The 18,441-nt window shown below is 37.6% G+C and carries 15 protein-coding genes; 4 read left to right on the forward strand and 11 right to left on the reverse strand.

Features of this window, described 5'->3' with window-relative positions:
* Positions 1 to 32: 32 nt before the first annotated feature.
* From mltG to yceD, 9 genes are all read right to left on the reverse strand, one after another.
* On the reverse strand, positions 33 to 1,070 hold the full coding sequence (gene mltG, locus H4J41_RS12445) for an endolytic transglycosylase MltG (RefSeq protein ID WP_259364560.1): 1,038 nt from the start codon (positions 1,068 to 1,070) through the stop codon (positions 33 to 35).
* 9 nt (positions 1,071 to 1,079) lie between these two features.
* Positions 1,080 to 1,892 carry an aminodeoxychorismate lyase gene (gene pabC, locus H4J41_RS12450; RefSeq protein ID WP_182137782.1) on the reverse strand — a complete coding sequence of 271 codons (813 nt, stop codon included), beginning with the start codon at positions 1,890 to 1,892 and terminating at the stop codon, positions 1,080 to 1,082.
* Positions 1,893 to 2,002: 110 nt separating this feature from the next.
* Positions 2,003 to 3,235: a beta-ketoacyl-ACP synthase II gene (gene fabF, locus H4J41_RS12455; RefSeq protein WP_182137781.1), complete on the reverse strand. Its 1,233-nt coding sequence runs from the start codon at positions 3,233 to 3,235 to the stop codon at positions 2,003 to 2,005.
* A 165-nt stretch (positions 3,236 to 3,400) separates the two neighbouring features.
* Positions 3,401 to 3,634, reverse strand: coding sequence for an acyl carrier protein (gene acpP / locus H4J41_RS12460; protein ID WP_077286054.1), 234 nt, complete (start codon positions 3,632 to 3,634; stop codon positions 3,401 to 3,403).
* 164 nt (positions 3,635 to 3,798) lie between these two features.
* Positions 3,799 to 4,533: a 3-oxoacyl-ACP reductase FabG gene (gene fabG / locus H4J41_RS12465; RefSeq protein WP_182137780.1), complete on the reverse strand. Its 735-nt coding sequence runs from the start codon at positions 4,531 to 4,533 to the stop codon at positions 3,799 to 3,801.
* 6 nt (positions 4,534 to 4,539) lie between these two features.
* Positions 4,540 to 5,475 (reverse strand): ACP S-malonyltransferase, encoded by a 936-nt coding sequence (gene fabD / locus H4J41_RS12470; protein WP_182137779.1) that lies wholly within the window; start codon positions 5,473 to 5,475, stop codon positions 4,540 to 4,542.
* A gap of 119 nt (positions 5,476 to 5,594) precedes the next feature.
* Complete coding sequence (gene plsX, locus H4J41_RS12475; RefSeq protein WP_220461012.1) at positions 5,595 to 6,620, reverse strand: phosphate acyltransferase PlsX; 1,026 nt, start codon at positions 6,618 to 6,620, stop codon at positions 5,595 to 5,597.
* Between the two features lie 15 nt (positions 6,621 to 6,635).
* Entirely contained in the window at positions 6,636 to 6,806 is a 171-nt protein-coding gene (gene rpmF / locus H4J41_RS12480) for a 50S ribosomal protein L32 (RefSeq protein WP_077286058.1), read from the reverse strand.
* Positions 6,807 to 6,845: 39 nt separating this feature from the next.
* Positions 6,846 to 7,358, reverse strand: coding sequence for a 23S rRNA accumulation protein YceD (gene yceD / locus H4J41_RS12485; RefSeq protein WP_182137778.1), 513 nt, complete (start codon positions 7,356 to 7,358; stop codon positions 6,846 to 6,848).
* Between the two features lie 119 nt (positions 7,359 to 7,477).
* On the opposite strand from yceD, the gene H4J41_RS12490 reads away from it, so the two are divergent.
* The gene (locus H4J41_RS12490) at positions 7,478 to 8,074 is read left to right on the forward strand and encodes a nucleoside triphosphate pyrophosphatase (protein WP_182137777.1); all 597 of its coding nucleotides are present in this window, start codon (positions 7,478 to 7,480) and stop codon (positions 8,072 to 8,074) included.
* A 1,273-nt stretch (positions 8,075 to 9,347) separates the two neighbouring features.
* Entirely contained in the window at positions 9,348 to 9,923 is a 576-nt protein-coding gene (locus H4J41_RS12495; RefSeq protein WP_182137776.1) for a CBS domain-containing protein, read from the forward strand.
* 519 nt (positions 9,924 to 10,442) lie between these two features.
* Here H4J41_RS12495 and rluC read toward each other — a convergent pair.
* The gene (rluC, locus tag H4J41_RS12500) at positions 10,443 to 11,441 is read right to left on the reverse strand and encodes a 23S rRNA pseudouridine(955/2504/2580) synthase RluC (protein ID WP_182137775.1); all 999 of its coding nucleotides are present in this window, start codon (positions 11,439 to 11,441) and stop codon (positions 10,443 to 10,445) included.
* A 640-nt stretch (positions 11,442 to 12,081) separates the two neighbouring features.
* Here rluC and rne point away from each other — a divergent pair.
* On the forward strand, positions 12,082 to 15,291 hold the full coding sequence (gene rne, locus H4J41_RS12505; RefSeq protein ID WP_182137774.1) for a ribonuclease E: 3,210 nt from the start codon (positions 12,082 to 12,084) through the stop codon (positions 15,289 to 15,291).
* Positions 15,292 to 15,635: 344 nt separating this feature from the next.
* Here rne and H4J41_RS12510 read toward each other — a convergent pair whose 3' ends face one another.
* Entirely contained in the window at positions 15,636 to 16,121 is a 486-nt protein-coding gene (locus tag H4J41_RS12510) for a low molecular weight protein-tyrosine-phosphatase (protein WP_259364559.1), read from the reverse strand.
* 1,363 nt (positions 16,122 to 17,484) lie between these two features.
* On the opposite strand from H4J41_RS12510, the gene htpX reads away from it, so the two are divergent.
* Complete coding sequence (gene htpX, locus H4J41_RS12515) at positions 17,485 to 18,384, forward strand: protease HtpX (RefSeq protein ID WP_220461011.1); 900 nt, start codon at positions 17,485 to 17,487, stop codon at positions 18,382 to 18,384.
* The last annotated feature ends 57 nt before the right edge of the window (positions 18,385 to 18,441 follow it).

An 18,441-nucleotide genomic window follows, 5' to 3' on the forward strand; every position in this document is an offset into this window, starting at 1 on the left:
ATCATCCAAAATACTTTATTAAAATGTGAACGTTAGTTTTTCTTACGCTGATACTTGGTTACCGCACGGTTATGATCGGCTAGATTTTTAGAGAATATATGTTCGCCTGCGCCATTGCTGACAAAATACAAATAATCACTCAACTCAGGATTTAATGCGGCTTGTAGCGCTTGAGCACCAGGTAACGCTATGGGTGTTGGCGGTAAGCCTTTTATTTTATAGGTATTATAAGCGGTTTTTTCCCGCAAGTGAGCGTAAGTGATATCACCTTGGTAACGTTCACCCAAACCGTAAATTACCGTTGGATCGGTTTGTAAACGCATTTTTTTATTTAAACGGTTAACAAATACCGACGATATACGAGGATGTTCAGTGTGCCTGCCACTTTCTTTTTCAATAATTGACGCCATGATAAGTGCTTGATATGGCGTTTTGTAGGGTAAATTTTCAGCTCTATTATGCCACTGCACTGCTAACGCGCTTTGCATTTTTTCATATGCACGTTTAATAATGCTCAGATCGGTTGTATCTTGAGTAAACGCATAGGTATCAGGAAACAGCCATCCTTCAGGGTTATCTTGCGCTATGGATAATTTTTTCGCAATAGCCACTAGTGTTAAATTAGCAAGTTGATGGGTAATATGTTGATGTTGTGCTAACTGAGCCAAGACTTGCTTGAAAGTACTACCTTCGATAAGGGTAATGGAAAATTGGTGTTCTTTACCTGACACCACTAAATCAAGTAGTGCTATTGTACTTATGTTTGCCTGTACTTGATAAGTTCCTGACTTTATTTTGCTATCTTGAGGATTAAATTTCACATAACTGCGTAGCCAAAAACGCTCTTGCAACCAGCCTTTATCAACCAACTGCTTGGAAAAAGCATTAAATGAAGTACCAGGCTTAATCGTTAAAAACTCAGCTTGTTTAATAGCGAGTGGCTGCTGAACTTTCATTTCTGACATTATCATAACGCCAACAACAGCCAAAATACTGAATAGTACACAAACCGCTAAAGTCATTAATGTTCTTCTAACCAACAACGACAGGCTTAAAAAAAATCTTTTCATCTTTATATCTTAGCTTTCAACGTTAAGGCATTGGCTTTGTATGCTTTTAACCTGTGAAATATCCAATTGTTGACCATTAAAAATCTTAACCGGCACTATACCTAAAATGGCGTTACTAATAAACATCGCATCGATATTATCTAATTGAGACAGTGGATAATTATCTTGTTGAATATTTGGATTATTTAACAATATTTTCGCCCGCATTAAGCCAGCTACACCGGCAGTGGTTAATATCGGTGTTTGCCATTGCCCCGCTTTTAACCAAAAGACATTAGCACTACAACATTCAATAACACTGCCATTGATATCACTAGCAACTAGATCATCTTCTGTGCGTCTATCTAGCTCGGCTCTTAACATAACTTGCTCTAAACGGTTTAAGTGTTTTAAACCAGCTAGCATAGGGTTAATACCGAGCTTTTGTTCACTGATCCCTACGCAAATCCCCTGTTTTTGCCATTGAGGATAAAACTTAGGGTAATCACTAACGGAAATAATTACCCTAGCTTGCTCTGCACCAAGGCGCGAATAGCCACGACCGCCGCTACCACAGGTGATAATAACTTTGACGATGCCGATCTTAATTCCTACGCTGATTTTTCTTATACTTTCTGCTAGCACAGGTAAGGCTACTTTAGGTAAGCCTAGTTGCTGACTTTGCTGTGCCAAACGATTGAGGTGCTCTGGCAACATAGCCACTTTACCATCAGTAATCAAAGCGGTAGTAAAACAACCATCACCATAAGCTAGGCCACGATCATCAATTGATATCGAATTAGCTATTTTTCCGTCTACAAAACTTAATACCATAATTGCCATAAAAAAGCCTGAATACAGCAGTATTCAGGCTTAAGCTTTTAAATTCAAGCGCTAATGAAATTAAAACTACATTTGATGTAATAACGTGACTTTTTAATCTCTACAGTTCACTAAATTCTTTTGAAGATCAACGAGCCATTTGTACCACCAAAACCAAATGAGTTACACAACACGTAATCTAAATTAGCATCTCGTGCAGTATGCGCAACATAATCAAGATCACAGCCTTCATCAGGGTTATCTAAATTAATGGTTGGAGGCACCGCATTATTAACTAATGCTTGAATACTGAAAATTGCTTCAACAGCACCGGCAGCACCGAGTAAATGCCCTGTCATAGACTTAGTTGACCCTACCATGACATCAAAAGCTGAACTACCAAATACAGATTTAATCGCATTGGTTTCGGCAATATCGCCTGTCGGTGTTGAAGTGCCATGAGCATTAATATAACCAATTTTAGCAATATCAACTTTCGCATCATTGATGGCATTTTTCATTGCTAAAGCCGCACCTGCACCATCAGCCGGCGGTGAGGTCATATGATAGGCATCACCACTCATACCAAAACCTGCTAGTTCAGCATAAATTTTTGCGCCACGGGCTTTCGCATGTTCATACTCTTCAAGTACAAGTACACCCGCACCATCACCCAGAACAAAGCCATCGCGGTCTTTATCCCATGGTCGTGAAGCTTGTTGTGGTGCATCATTTCGCGTTGACATGGCACGTGCAGCACCAAAGCCCCCTAGACCTAATGTGGTTGATGCTTTTTCTGCACCACCAGCCACCATAGCATCAGCATCACCGTAGGCTATCATACGGGCTGCATGGCCAATATTATGTACACCACTAGTACAAGCGGTAACAATCGAGATATTGGGGCCTTTCAAGCCAAACATAATGGATAAATGACCCGCAATCATGTTGATAATGGTAGAAGGTACAAAAAATGGTGACAATTTACGTGGACCATTATTTAACAATTTAGCATGGTTTTCTTCAATAAGACCTAAACCACCAATGCCAGAGCCAATAGCTACCCCTATACGTGGGGCATTTTCTTCGTTAATTTCTATACCAGAATCTTTAACGGCTTGCACACCTGCAGCAACGCCATATTGAATAAATAAATCCATTTTTCTGGCATCTTTACGAGCCATATAGTCTTCTGCATCAAACCCTTTAACTAAACCGGCAAAACGCGTTGGATACTCAGTGGTATCAAAATGCGTAATGTCAGCAATACCACTTTTACCAAGTAGTAGATTTGTCCAGGTTGATTCAGGGCTGTTGCCTAGAGGGCTAAGCATGCCAAGACCGGTTACTACAACGCGTCTCATGAGATGTGCTGCCTCCGATAGAATTGAATAAAAGCGGGAGTTTAATTTCAGCTCACTTAGCGCTTAATATGACTTAAGTTAAGTGTTTGCTGTAAATATTTTCAAACTATAAAAACAAATCAGGCGGTAATTAAACCGCCTGAAATTAATCACATTCGTTTATTATTACTGGTTAGCAGTAACGTAATCGATTGCGGCTTGAACTGTTGTAATTTTTTCAGCTTCTTCATCTGGAATTTCAGTATCGAATTCTTCTTCTAATGCCATTACTAATTCAACAGTGTCTAGAGAATCTGCACCTAAGTCGTCAACAAAAGAAGCTTCAACTTTAACTTCGTCTTCGCTTACACCAAGTTGCTCAATAGTAATTTTTTTTACGCGTTCTTCAATAGTGCTCATTTTTCTTCCTTTACTAGAAAATACAATTGTTCAGAATTGTATGTAGTTTATTCGTCAAAAGCCGACCATGCAAGCTTCTAATTTTACTTTTTTGCTGGTCTAATCTGTTGACAGTATATAATTTGTTCGAATTTAACATAAAATCGCCAAAAAGCAAACTTGTGTTAAACCATGTACATGCCACCATTTACGTGTAATGTTTCACCCGTAATATACGCCGCACCATCAGATGCTAAGAAAGCAACAGCGTTAGCAATTTCTTCCGGCTTACCTAAACGGTTGGCCGGTACTTGGGCAAAAATGCCTTCTTTTTGCTCATCCGTTAATGTTTGGGTCATATCTGTATCAATAAAACCAGGTGCAACGGTATTAACGGTTATGCCACGAGAAGCAACTTCACGTGCTAAAGATTTAGTAAAACCAAGTAATCCGGCTTTCGCAGTCGCATAGTTAACCTGACCCGCGTTGCCCATTGTACCCACAACCGAGCCAATATTGATAATGCGGCCATGGCGTTTTTTCATCATAGCGCGTAATACCGCTTTGCTGATTTTAAAGACCGATGTTAGATTGGTCTCTATAATATCATTCCATTCATCATCTTTCATACGCATCAGTAAATTGTCACGCGTAATACCCGCATTATTGACTAAAACATCAACTGAACCATGTTTTTCTTTGATTAAATCAAACATAGCGCTGATTGAGGCATCGTCAGTGACATTTAACACCAACCCTTGGCCTTCACCTAAATACTCACTGATATTAGCCGCACCGTGTTCAGAGGTTGCCGTACCAATAACATTACCACCCAAAGCTTTAAGTTGTGTTGCAATAGCTTTACCTATACCACGACTTGCGCCCGTCACTAAAATGACTTTACCGTCTAATGAAAACATATAATTTTACTCTACTGATTCTAATGCTTTAGTTAACGACGCACTGTCATTAACAGATTGACAACTGATGGTTTTATCAATGCGTTTTAACAAGCCCTGTAATACTTTACCTGGCCCTGCTTCGATCGCAATTTCAATACCCTGTTGCGCTAAATATTGAATAGTTTCTGTCCAACGAACTGGGCTATATAATTGCTTAATGAGTGCTATTTTAATAGCTTCAACCGAGTTTTCAGTGGCAACGTCAACATTATTAACCACTGGGATAGTCGGTTCATTAAAGCTAACATTGTTAAATTCTTCTGCTAACTTTTCTGCCGCATCTTTCATTAATGCACAATGTGATGGCACGCTTACCGGTAAAGGTAGCACGCGTTTTGCACCGGCTGCTTTACATAATATACCCGCTCGTTCAACGGCCGCCTTATGACCTGCAATAACCACCTGGCCAGGTGAATTAAAATTCACCGCTGAAACAACTTCATCATTTGCCGCTTTTGCACAGGCATCAATAATAATTTTATCATCAAGACCAATAATGGCGGCCATCGCACCAACGCCTTCAGGCACAGATGCTTGCATGAACTCACCACGCTTCTCTACGAGCTTAACAGCATCCGCCAACGATAACACCCCTGCGCACACTAGCGCTGAGTATTCACCTAAACTATGACCTGCTAATAGTTTAGGTGTTATTGATGAATTAGCATGCCATACACGCCAAATGGCAACACTAGCCGTTAATAACGCAGGTTGGGTAAAGTTTGTTTGGTTTAACTTTTCAACTGGCCCTTGTTGAACCAAGTGCCATAAATTGTAACCTAGTGCTGCAGATGCTTCCGCAAAAGTATTTTGTACTACTTCATTTTCAGCAAAATCCGCCAACATAGCTAGAGATTGTGAACCTTGACCGGGAAAGACAAACGCTAAATTATTTTGCATTATTAGACCTAATTTAATTTAATTTTTCACTGTATCAGCGTAAATCATTACCCGATCTACGCTGCTGTAATTGCTCAAGCTTATATTCACCTGTTACGCGGCTATATAGCCAAAAAATATTATTTGTGGCATAAACTATGTTCAAGCTTATCTTTGATTTTTGTCGGTACTTGCCGATCAACCTCGGTAATAGCTTCAGTAATCGCCGTATAAAATGCGGTTACATTGGCGTTACCATGGCTTTTCACCACAATACCGCGCAATCCTATCAAACTTGCACCGTTGTACTGGTCGGGGTTCATGGGTTTAAAGAGTTTTTTTAAGGTCTTAGACAATAATTTGCCCATAATTCGCGCTAAAAAGTGTTTTTTGATGATTTCTTGTAGTTGTGTGTAGACCATTTTGGCCACACCTTCACAAGTTTTCAACGCAACATTGCCAACAAAACCATCACAAACAATAACATCAGCTTTATTAGTAAAAATATCATTACCTTCTATAAAACCAATATAATTAATATCATCATTGGCCTGTAAATAGCTGGCAGTTTGTTTGATATGATCACTGCCTTTATTTTCTTCTTCACCCATGTTTAATAACGCGACTTTCGGATTTTCAATACCGTCAACCTCTTTTGCCATGACTGATCCCATAATGGCAAATTGATATAATACGTTTGAGTCACAAAAAACATTCGCCCCTAAATCCAACATAAAAACATGTTGATCAGGCTTGTTGCTAGGTAATGCAGAAATGAGTGCTGGGCGCTCTACTCCAGGTAAGGTTTTTAAAACAAAGTGCGCCATTGAAAAAAGTGCCCCTGTATTACCCGCGCTCACGCAAGCTTGTGCTTGGCCTTCGTGAACCAAATCTAAGGTCTTGCGCATGGATGATTGCTTTTTATTACGCAAGGCAAAAATAGGTTTATCGTTCATCTCAACAACTTGGGTTGTTGGGTATAAGGTTATTCTTGGATGAGGGTAAAATTGTTTTTTTGAAAGTATTTCAATAATGACGGCTTCGTCACCACACAATAATAAGTGAAGATTGGGGAAGTTTTCTATTGCGAGCATTGCTGCAGGAAGTGTTACGTGGGGGCCTTGATCGCCCCCCATAACATCTAACGCTATGGTTAGATTAATCAAGGTAATCGTTACAGATTACTTATTGATTACTTTAACACCTTTGTAAAAGCCATCAGCTGTTACATGGTGACGACGGTGAGTTTCACCAGATACTGGATCTGTTGATAAATGCGTTGCCGTTACTGCGTCATGTGAACGGCGCATGCCACGTCTTGAACGAGACTTTTTGCTCTTTTGAACTGCCATTGCCTACTCCTAAAAATTCGGTTATTAGCTAAAAATTAACTATTTAAGTTTTTTCAATACATCAAATGGACTCGGTTTTTCAAGCTCTTCAGGCAATTTACCCCAAACACTATCAGCCGGAGACTGACAATCTTTGATCGAATGCCTTGGAATTAATGGAATCGCGAGTAAAAACTCATCCTCCACTAACTCAAGCAAGTTAACTTCACCATTTTCATCTAATTCAATTGCGTCATAATATGACGGCAACTCAGCTTCAGCTTCAACGTCTTTCACTGGGCTAAAAGTAAAACTTACTTCTAGTTCCAATTCGAACTCTTCAGTACATCGCTGACAAGTTAATGCAACTGTTGCCGATGAGGAGCCTGATATTACTATCAAGCCAACTTCATCCACATCAAAAGTGGCATTTACTTGGACCTGCTCAGACCGTGTTTGACACACAGCTAGCAATCTATTCATCCCAGATACTTCAAAGTATCCGTCACACACTAACTTTCGCTGTGCGCTTCTGGATGGGTCTATCGTTATCGGGAGTTTAAGATTTTTCATAAGGCGCGCATAATAAGGTGCCAATCACCTAGTGTCAAAAGAAAAATAGCTAAATTTGTTTAAAAACTCAAGATAGGCCATATATTAACAGCAATCTGTTTATATTTTGAGTGATATTAATGAAAAAACTTGTTTTAGGCTCCACCTCCCCTTTTCGTAAAGAAATTTTAGAAAAACTTAATATTCCCTTTGTCTGTGCTAAACCTAATATTGATGAAAGCGCGTTTCACAACGAGTCACCTGTCGAGTTAGTTGAACGTTTAGCCATTGAAAAAGCTAAAGCAGTTGCCGGCGAATTTCCTGACGCTTTAATTATAGGCTCAGATCAGGTAGCTATGTGTGACGGTGAAATACTTGGCAAGCCACATAACTTTGAAAATGCCGTTAAGCAACTAGAAAAATTTAGTAATAAAACTGTCGTTTTTTACACCGGGTTATGTGTTTATGACAGCGGTTTAGATTACACAACCGCTTTAATAGAGCCTTTTTTAGTGCATTTTAATCAGCTTTCGCTAAGCGACATTGAAAATTACCTGCACGCAGAGCAACCCTATAACTGTGCCGGTAGTTTTAAAAGTGAAGGATTAGGCATTTGTTTGTTCAAAAAGTTGGAAGGTGATGATCCCAACACTTTAATTGGTTTACCGCTTATCAAGCTGGTTGAGTTATTAAAGCAACATGATGTAAATGTGTTAGCTGAACAGGTCAGTGTTTAAATAAACTCACTGTGCTGCTTAAATTAGCGCTTAATTTGACGTTGAATCGTATCAAATAGCACAGAAAAATATTATCTGTTCTTATAACCGCTTAAGATCCAGCATAAATAACTTAACTAGCCAAAAAAAGAGATACATTGATTGTTCAACATGGCGTGTATCTCTTTTAGTTTCCATTCACAAATTGTTTTATACCCATTTAACTCATTAAGTGTTCTACTTTTTCATCAGTAAAAATGGCTAAATATAAGGCGGAAAATTTAGTCAGTCGTTATGCAACTTTGTAATCCTGTAGTTTTTCATTTCAACCATGAAAAATGAGCAGATAATTAATCAACTGGGTATTACAGTGCGTTATATATAACCGTATTCATCACACCCAAGCTTACATTCTGCTAGTTGAGCGATTAACTTTTGGTAATTAATGAGCTATTTTTATATTTTTTAACTTGAATTATGGCTATCACCACTCCATCACTTAAAGCATAACTATAATTTACCTTAAATTTACCTAGGCAATGTTTAAAAAAATGTTTAAAGCGATGTTTAAATTTCTTTTCATTATAAGCATGTTATTACCTGCTGTTTCAGCGAATGAAATAGAATTAACCGCTTTAGGTGATTTAAATTTTACAAAATCGAATCTTGCTGAAATTGAACAAGTTGACAATCTAGATTTTGATGACCCTTCATTGTTATACCCATTCATTGTGCAGCTTCAAAATTGTAACTATATTAATTTAAGTGATTTTAGTCCCTTCATTCTGCAGTATTATTTTCATAATTTTCACTCTAGAGCTCCCCCAGCTTTTATTTTTCACCATACGCTTATCACATAATATTAAGGTTTTATCTTCTTGATGAGTCGTGCTCTCGCTCCTATAAGTTAAGCACGGCAATATCTTGCTAAGACCAAAAACTGACTTTGAGATAAATGAAATGCCTGAAAAGCTTATTTTTATAGCTGTGTATTTTTCTTGCATTGTGTCTGCCGTGTTTTTTCATGCAAAATTTAAAACAGTGAATTTTGGCTCAGCAGTCTATATTTAATCAAACGAGTTCGTTTCGATAAGCACCAAGTTATTAACGTTGAGAAATAAAAAGTATTCAATAACGCCCCATAACAGCAAGTTATTGATCATTAATTTAATATTTATATTGCCGGCCATTATTCTAATGTCAGGTTAAATAAATAGTTAAAAGCATTTGTTTAGATATCAATCGACCCGTCGATATTATTGGCAACAAATGCAGCAAACATTCAGAGGTAAATATGAAAAAATTACATTTAGTTAACTTAGAAGATACCGATAATATTGTCTCACCAGAGCAGTTTGAAGAAATTAACTTACAATCACCTGCGGTAAAAATATTTACTGATTTTAAAGTTCATAAAGCTATTATGATCGACGGCGATACTATGGCCGTGACCGCATTAGAATTAATGTTAAAAACCCACGTTAGAATGAACATTGTGGTCTCAGAAGAAAATAACTTTATTGGCCTGATCAGCACCAATGAATTGTCAGAGCAACACATTGTGGCAAAGCTATCTAAAGGGGTTTGTCGAGAAGATGTGTTAGTGAAAGATTTAATGATTCCAAAGTCGGATTTTCACGCTTTTGATTATCGTGAATTATTAGATGCTTCGGTGAGTGATGTAGTGTCAACATTAGAAAATTATCAACTTCGTCACTGCCTAGTGCTAGATAGAAAAAGTCATCATATACGAGGGGTTATATCATCTAGTGATATAGCAAGAAAACTCCATATAAATATGGACCTGAATGTAAAACAATCATTTGGCTCTATCTATGATGTTGTGCATCAAAAAGCACGTTCAATGTAAACATGTTACGCTATTGGCTTACAGGGATTTAAGCCAATAGAACCGTGCTAGAGGCCTATTGTCGGGCAAGGCACGCTATTAGACTGACAACTGGGTTGAGATTAAAAAAGATAAGTACTCATGCTTTAGGTGCTTCATCTCTAATAGCAATTTGATTCATTAAGTGTTCCACTTTTTTATCAAAAAAATGGATAAATACCAGGCATAAAAGGTGGTGACTTTAAGTATGGTCGAGCCACTAGATACTCTAAAAGTTACCAACAATGTTTTAGCAATGGCATTTAGCTTGTTTGGTGTATTAGATCCATAAGGTTTTATTATGCTCACCGTAAATAAAGCTACAAGCTATTATTCATTGCACCCTAAAAATAAAGAGCTCATCGTCTTAGCAAAACTTAAAACCCTAGAACAAAATCTGTTGAAGAGTTTTAAGTTTAAACAATGATATTTTTATTTATGCCATAACTGGCACATTAATACTGAGCTTTCACGCAACAGCTCAGTATTTTTTAGGTACTTTTATTGGACATCCGCTTTAGTTAATTTCTTTAACAATTTTTCTAGCGATGGTTCTAACGGAGCTTCAACTTTTATACGTTCATTACTTAATGGGTGAATGAATTCGATACTCGCAGCATGGAGAAATAAACGCTTCAAACCTAAGTTTTTCATTTCGTGGTCGAAATCTTCATGACCATATTTTGCATCGCAGGCAATCGAGTGGCCTTTGGTTTGACAATGCACACGAATTTGATGAGTTCGCCCTGTGACTGGAAAGGCCCTAACAAGCGTGGCATTTTTATAATGTTGGATCACTTTAAAACGCGTTTCTGACTCTTTACCGTTGATATTATCTACCACCACCACACGTTCACCAGACTTTAAGTCATTTTTCTTTAACCCTTCCGCAACGCGGGTTAATTTACTCGACCAACGGCCTTTAACCAAAGCGTGATAATATTTTTGTACGGTTTTATTTCTAAGTTGTTCATGCAAGTGTCGTAGTGCTGAACGTTTTTTTGCGACAACTAAACAACCGGAAGTATCTCGGTCAAGTCGATGCACTAGTTCTAACATTCGCGCATCTGGTCGCAAAGCTCGCAGTGCTTCAATTAAACCAAAACTTAATCCACTACCACCATGTACTGCCATACCAGAAGGTTTATTGATAACAATTAAACGCTCGTCTTCAAAGAGTATTTGTTTCTCTAAGTTAGCAACAACATTTAATTGTGTAGACACTGTATTAGTATTTTCCGACACACGAATAGGAGCAACGCGAATAATGTCTTCATCAACTAACTTGTACTCAGGCTTGGTACGCTTTTTATTAACACGTATTTCGCCTTTTCGTAACAGGCGATAAAACATACTTTTTGGCACACCTTTTAATGTTTTCATTAAAAAGTTGTCGATACGCTGACCCGCATCTTCACTGTCTACAGTGAAAAATCTAACTTGAGGTTTTGGGGTATCTGTTATATCTATTTTGCTAGGCGCTTTTGGGCTATCAGTCATATCTGTTTTACTAGGAACCATAATTGTTCGCAGTTTAACATATTTTTTTCTAAGTACAGGCAATTAAAACGAGGATTTAATTGCCTTACCCATAAATAAAGTGTGATAATAAGATGGTTATTGCTACATATTAGCAGTAACAAGTAAAAAGGATGCTTTAAGCGAGACGTAAGAGGCAAGTATGCGGCCACGTTAGTATGAAACAATTTTATCAAACATCATTGTTGAGATATTAAAAGTAAGGCCTATTGCGAATTTGACGCGTGTAACTTGTCAAAAATAACGCATAAACATATTGTCCAGCGCAATTAAAGCAATTATGTAATTAAACAGAAAAAATAAGTCACATTTTCAACCGTTAAATTATTAGAAAACACGATAATAATATCGAACTAAAATTAACGAAGCACTTAATTTTCTGTTGCGCACAGCACACAGGCTGAGCACATAAAGAATCAATTTTATTGCGGTGTCAAACACCTCAGTTATATTAGACAATCAGAATTTTTAACAGCTTGCTACGTAATATGGCGTAGTAAGATTGACACCCGTGAGGCTGACAAGTTGCTGTTACCATAGCGATAGGTTACTTTGTGTTCTAAGCAATGGTGTGTTGTGACTAAAATGAGTCACACAAACTATGAAACGTATGTTAATTAATGCTACACAATCAGAAGAATTACGTGTAGCGCTTGTCGATGGTCAACAACTTTACGATTTAGATATCGAAAGTCCTGGTCACGAACAAAAAAAATCAAATATCTATAAAGCCAAAATCACCCGTATTGAACCGTCATTAGAAGCGGCGTTTGTCGACTACGGCGCTGATCGTCACGGTTTCTTACCTATGAAAGAAATCGCGCGTGAATACTTCCCTAAAGGTTACAGCTTTCAAGGCCGTCCTAATATCAAAGAAGTATTGCGTGAAGGCCAAGAAGTTATCGTGCAAATTGATAAAGAAGAACGTGGCCAAAAAGGCGCTGCGTTAACTACTTTTATTAGTCTTGCCGGTAGTTATTTAGTACTGATGCCAAACAACCCTCGCGCTGGCGGTATTTCACGTCGCATTGAAGGTGATGAGCGCACAGACTTAAAAACCTCATTAAGTAAGCTTACTCTACCTAAGGGCATGGGCTTAATTGTTCGCACCGCAGGTGTTGGTAAAGAATATGATGAGCTTGAATGGGATTTAAACGTTCTATTACACCATTGGAATGCTATTTCAGAAGCCGGCGCAAGCCGTCCTGCACCGTTTTTAATCCATCAAGAAACTAACGTTATTTTACGTGCTATTCGCGATTATTTACGTCGTGATATTGGCGAAGTATTGATTGATCGCCCTAAAATATTTGAAAGTGTTAAAAAACACATTGAAGTTGTGCGTCCAGACTTCTTGAGTAAAGTTAAGCTTTACAGCAATGACGTACCTTTATTTACCCATTATCAAATTGAAACGCAAATAGAAACAGCTTTTCAACGCGAAGTGCGTTTGCCCTCTGGTGGTTCAATCGTTATTGACCCAACAGAAGCAATGACCTCAATTGATATTAACTCTGCCCGAGCAACTAAAGGCAGTGATATCGAAGAAACAGCATTCAATACTAACTTAGAAGCCGCTGAAGAAATTGCTCGCCAATTACGCTTACGTGACTTAGGTGGTTTAGTGGTTATCGATTTTATCGATATGACCCCAGTTCGCCATCAACGTGAAGTTGAAAATAGAATGCGCGATGCTGTGAAACAAGACAGAGCTCGCATTCAGTTAGGTCGCATATCTCGCTTTGGCTTGCTTGAAATGTCACGTCAGCGTTTACGTCCTTCTATTGGTGAAATTAGCCAAAGTGTATGTCCTCGTTGTAGTGGTACTGGTCATGTTCGTGGCGTTGAGTCATTGGCATTATCAATATTACGTTTAATGGAAGAAGAAGCCATTAAAGACAATACACAACAAGTGCAAGCACAAGTTCCTGTACCTGTTGCAACCTATTTATTAAATGAAAAACGCCGCTCAGTATTTCATATTGAAAAACAACACAGCGTCAATATTCTTATTATCCCAAATCCGAATATGGTCACGCCACAATATGAAGTTATTCGCGTAAGAAATGACGAAGGTATCGAAGAAGCCAGCTACGATGTAATGATTAGACAAGCAGCATCTGAAGAAGCTGTGATGCCAAAATTTGATAAAGAAGTCAACAAACGTGATGAACCGCTACTTCAAGGTATGTCTTCACCTAAACAAGCCCCGAAAAAGCAAGAGCCTGCTGAGCCTGTTGTAGTAAAACAAGCTGAAACAAAAAGCTTACTTGCTGGTATTGTGTCTTGGGCTAAGTCTCTTTTTGCGGCAGAAGAAAAAGAAGAAGTTAAACCTGAACCGAAAAAACCTCAAGAGAGCAACACTAAAAGTAGTGAACGTCGCCCTCAAAGAGCTCGTCAAGGTCAGCGCCGCAATAATCGTAACGATTCTCGCAACGAAAACCGTAATGAAGGACGTAACGAAAACCGTAACGAAAGCCATAATGACTCTCGTAATGAAGGTCGCAACGATTCTCGCAATGACAAACGTAAATCTCAAGAGGCCAATGACAATAATGCAAATAGCCAAAGCAATGTAACACCTACATCGCCTGTGGCACCTGCAACAACAGCTAAGCCTCAAAAAGAACGCGTACAAAAACCTAAAGAAGACAAACTAACTGAGCGTCGTCAACGTCGTAATATTCGCCAAAAAGTGCGGGTTAATAGTGATGTTAAAAACAATACGCATGTTGAGAATATTGCAGCTGATGTTAGCCTAGTTCAAGACACGACACCTAAACACAATACTGTTGAAACTAGCAAAGTTGAAACTAGTAAAGTTGAGACTAGCAAAGTTGATAACTCAACAGTAGCAGATGCGACTGATAATGTTGATAACGCCACTGTCGAACAAGCAACTAACAATGTAAAAGAAGAACAACGCCCAAGAAGCCGACGTTCTCCTCGCCATATGCGTGCCCACGGCCAACGTCGTAGACAAAATGCAGAGGCAAGCGATGTTAAGAGTGAAATTACTGAAGATCCAGTAACGGCTCGTTATCCAGAACAAAACTCAGTTGAATCTAGTAGTAATGTTAATGACGCTAATGCTACGGCTGAAGTATCTGAGACAGCACCTAGTGTTGAGCAAGTTCAAAAGGTACAAGCAGACGCATTAACACAAGTGATTAATGACACAGAAAATGAAGTTCAGCAAAACTTACCTTTTGATGAGCCTGAAACAGTGGTTATTAAAGCTGATGTAACTGTTAATACGCAAACAGCAAACGTAGCGGACGAAGCAGCAACATCAACCGTTAATGAAGTAGCGTCAACAGCTGAAGTACAAGTAGAAAATACTGACACTACTGAAGAAGTTAACAGCCAAAAAGCTGAGGCACCTGTAGTAGAGGCTAAGATAGAAGAACAAGTTTCTATCGAACAACCTGCAACAATAGCACCAGAGCCTTTAGTAGCAAAAACTGAAGTAGAAACGCCAGCAATTGTAAATGCTGTTGCAGCAACTGTTGAAGATAGCGTTGCAGCCTCTACTGAAGATAAGCCAGTAACCCTTGATGAAAAACCTAAGAAAGTACGGGCTAAAGTAAAAAACATTAAACGTAAAGTTAAAGCGGCAGCAAGTAAAACATCAGGTAAAGCATCAGCGCCAATGACTAAGCCAGAAACTGTTGTTAGTGATGGCACTATTCCTCGTGACTTTGTAGCGAATGAACAGAGAACAGTGCATATTAAGTCAGGAAAATCTGCACTTTTTTCTAATGTTACTAGCCGAAATTCAGCGGGTCCAACTAAACCAACACTTAGTTAAGTTACCCGCTAATCTTCAGGATAAATATCTGAAGGGCTTAAAAAAAAAGCCAATTGCATTACGCAATTGGCTTTTTAATTTCTGTATTTTGGTGTTTTGGTTTTCTATTTTAGCTAGTTATCTCTAGTTATCTGTCTGCAAATTACTTAATGCCAATGTCATTAAGTTTGTGATCTTGTTGTACGAAGTGAAAATAAATCAAGGCAAAAGAAATAACTGGCTATTGTGATTGAGAGCAGCGCTGCCGTGGTGTAGCTTAACCAGCACAAGTGGGCAATATTTTTAACATAGGCATAAACAGCTATTAGTACTTAAAGGTTATTTAAGCTCAGCTTAAAAGGCTCTTATGCACTTATCAGGCGTTTAATTAGTCCGTCACTGGCATCTTCTACTAAATCTAAAACAAACTGGAAGCCTTTAGCACCACCGTAGTAAGGATCTGGTACCTCTTGATCCTCAACATTTTCCGCATAATCTAAAAATAACTGTACTTTATACTGAAGACCTTCAGGCGCGACTTTCATTAAATCTTGAACGTTTTTTTTATCCATCGCTAATATCAAGTCAAAATTTTCAAAATCTTGTTCAGTAACTTTACGCGCCTTAATTTTATCAAAGGAATATCCTCGTGCAATACCCGCTTTTTGTGCTCGGTGATCAGGTTTTTCACGGGCATGTGAACCAAGGATCCCAGCTGAATCTATGATTAATGAGAGCGCTTGTGATTTCTGACGAAAAACCGCTTCTGCACTTGGCGAACGACAAATATTGCCCATACAGACAAAGAGGACAGACTTTATTTCCTTTAAATTCAACATATTATAAGTCATTATATTTTCCATTACCTATTCATTCTTGAGTATTTACACCCTAATAAAATCAACAACTTGTAGTTTTTTTTGGGGAATATATAAAGGGGTATTTACCCTATATTTCAAACGCTATGTTGAAATAATAACCCAATTAAGAAAATAAAAACATAGTTTAATATAGCAATGTAAAGTCAACAAAACTGAACTTAAACTAACCATTGATTCGATGCGTACCCAACTATATTTTTTTAAATAAATCGCTGTAAAGAAAAAGAATACTAGCTCTATTCCAATTCAGCTGGCTAAATATAAATAGAGTTAGCCACACATTTCTTACCTCGATTGAATCACTTTATTTAAATACACTTTTTTACATAGCCTCATTATATGAGAAGGCTAATATAGTCATATCTTTCATTTATTATGATTGTTCTTATATTCCATAATTTTTACTCTCGTTGTTGGTTTAGAAGTTCATTAAGGACACTAAGTCTAAAAACTGATTTTTCGCTAGTGTCTGTGGTCCAATATTTCATACTAACAGTACTTTTGAAAAAGTAAATGTCAGTACATTTTTGCTTGTCTATAGTAGTTGCTAGTTTATATTTGTCATTTGACCCGTATTTATTGCGGATACTAATATCTTCCACCAAAAGTGACTGCTCACCTAATTCTAGTTTTCTCTGATAGCATCTGATTCTAATTTAATTTTGTGATTATTAATTTCAGCCACAAAATACTTTCTATTTTTTTTTGGTTATATGTATTCCTACAGTTTTGTAATTCATAATCATCACTTTATTTATTTAAGTTGATTCATAGGATACTAACCATAAAAATAACAGCCAATACAGGTTTAGTTTAAATATATGATATTGTTATTATTTAAAAGTAAACAACAATCAAATGAGACTAATTATCAACTGTCACCGACCCTTTTATTCTTTTAAAGCCAAGGCGCTCTAGATCTAAGTTATCGACAAATACGTCTATTACTCTGACCGGGGTTTCTTTAGAAAAAAAGTTATCAAGTATTTCAGAAGAAATATTACTTGGGAGCGAGATAAACCTTTAATATGGCCTAACATAAAGCTACTATAGAATCAATTAACTTACTGAATATTAGACTAAATATATAGTGGGTTATTGAATTGTATTGAGATTAATCATAAGTATTCTGTGCTTATTCGAAAAAGTGATCAAAACGTTTTTACACCGTCTGAGTTATGGTTTATTACAATTTTCATGGTCGATGTAAATATTCAAGTTAATCTTCTTTTACACATTCATCACCTGATTTAACACACAAATACTTGAGTAAATTTTCTCATCTCAGCATTGATACTATAATGTATCTGAACATTCAACTTTAGGAATTATAATGAAACGAATTTTTCTCTTTTTACTTACGAACATTGCTATTATGTTGGTATTAAGTGTCACATTAAGACTGCTAGGTGTTGATAGTATATTGGCAGAAAATGGCTCCGATTTAAATATCCAATCCTTAGTGATACTTTCAGGTGTTATTGGTTTTGGTGGTTCGTTTATCTCATTATTCATTTCTAAATGGATGGCGAAGCGAATGACGGGTGCAGTTGTTATTACAGCACCTACAACCAACATTAATAAATGGTTAATACAAACGGTAGAAAAGCAAGCCAATATTGTTGGTATAAAAATGCCTGAAGTCGCTATTTTTCCTTCAAATGAAATGAATGCTTTTGCTACAGGAGCAACTAAAAACAATGCATTAGTCGCTGTATCTCAAGGACTCCTTGATAATATGGCCCAGGGTGAAATTGAAGCAGTACTTGGTCATGAAATGAGCCATATTGCGAATGGTGACATGGTAACGTTAACGTTAATTCAAGGGGTGGTGAATACCTTTGTTGTGTTTTTGTCTCGCCTTGTTGGCCATGTAGTTGACAGAGTTATCTTAAAAAATGATCGCGGACATGGTATTGGTTACTTTGTTACGGTTCTTATCTCGCAAGTTCTATTATCGATACTCGCCAGCGTTATTGTGATGTATTTCTCTAGAAAACGTGAATTTGTAGCAGATACAGGTGGTGCTGATTTAGCGGGTCATCAAAATATGATCAGTGCTTTAAAGCGTTTAGCTCGAAAAGAACCTGAAGCACTACCTGAGCAATTGGCCGCTTTTGGTATCGGTGAAAAAAAAAAGCAAGGCTTTACCCATTTATGGACTTCTCACCCACCAATAGAAGATAGAATTGATGCGTTAGAAAAAAGAGCGCTGACTGGTGTAAAACCGTAATGTTTTGTTAATGACAGTAGCCATGTAAAGACACTTTATCTGCAAATCATAATAATG

The sequence above is a fragment of the Colwellia sp. MB3u-45 genome, assembly GCF_014077005.1.
Lineage (GTDB): Bacteria > Pseudomonadota > Gammaproteobacteria > Enterobacterales > Alteromonadaceae > Cognaticolwellia.